The sequence below is a fragment of the Bacillus sp. NS1 genome, from assembly GCF_058248265.1.
On record NZ_JBZAZF010000028.1, the window covers coordinates 1 to 538 of the forward strand.

General features: G+C 69.1%; 1 protein-coding gene. It reads right to left on the reverse strand.

Going from position 1 to position 538, the window contains the following annotated elements; all coding sequences use genetic code 11:
* The coding region (locus AC4CV5_RS20775; protein ID WP_490923808.1) for an SGNH/GDSL hydrolase family protein at window positions 1-494 on the reverse strand (494 nt) is incomplete at its 3' end.
* Window positions 495-538: the final 44 nt, after the last annotated feature.

Below are 538 nucleotides of genomic sequence, written 5' to 3' on the forward strand. Positions count from 1 at the left end.
CGCGAGAGCTCACGATCCGGCCAATTGAGTGCTCGGACCACGTCGGGGCGCTCTTCGATCCGCCGGAGCACCGCGTCGGAGAGCAGATCGCCGCGCCGCTGGACGAGGGAGCCCATGGGGAGCTGCCCGCTGGGATTGGCACCCGAGAGCAGGATCATGGTCACGCCCTCCTCATCGCACCGACGCAGCACTCGGCTGAAGGCATCGGCGATGTGCTCGACATCGGTGCGCGGGCGCAGCATGTCGTTGCCACCGCCGTTGAAGGAGAGATGCGTCGGGCGCAGGGCGAGCGCGGGTTCGAGCTGCTGCTCGACGATCGGCCAGGCGAGCTTGCCCCTGATCGCGAGGTTCGCGTACTGGATGGAGTGGCCCGCCGCGTCCGCCCAGCCTTGGGCCGCGAGATCGGCCCAGCCGCGCTCCCGCCCATCCGGAAGAACGTCACCGACCCCCTCGGTGAACGAGTCGCCGATCGCCACGAACCGCACATCTGCCATCATCCCAGCCTATTGCGGCTCACGACGCGCGGCGTCAACGGTCG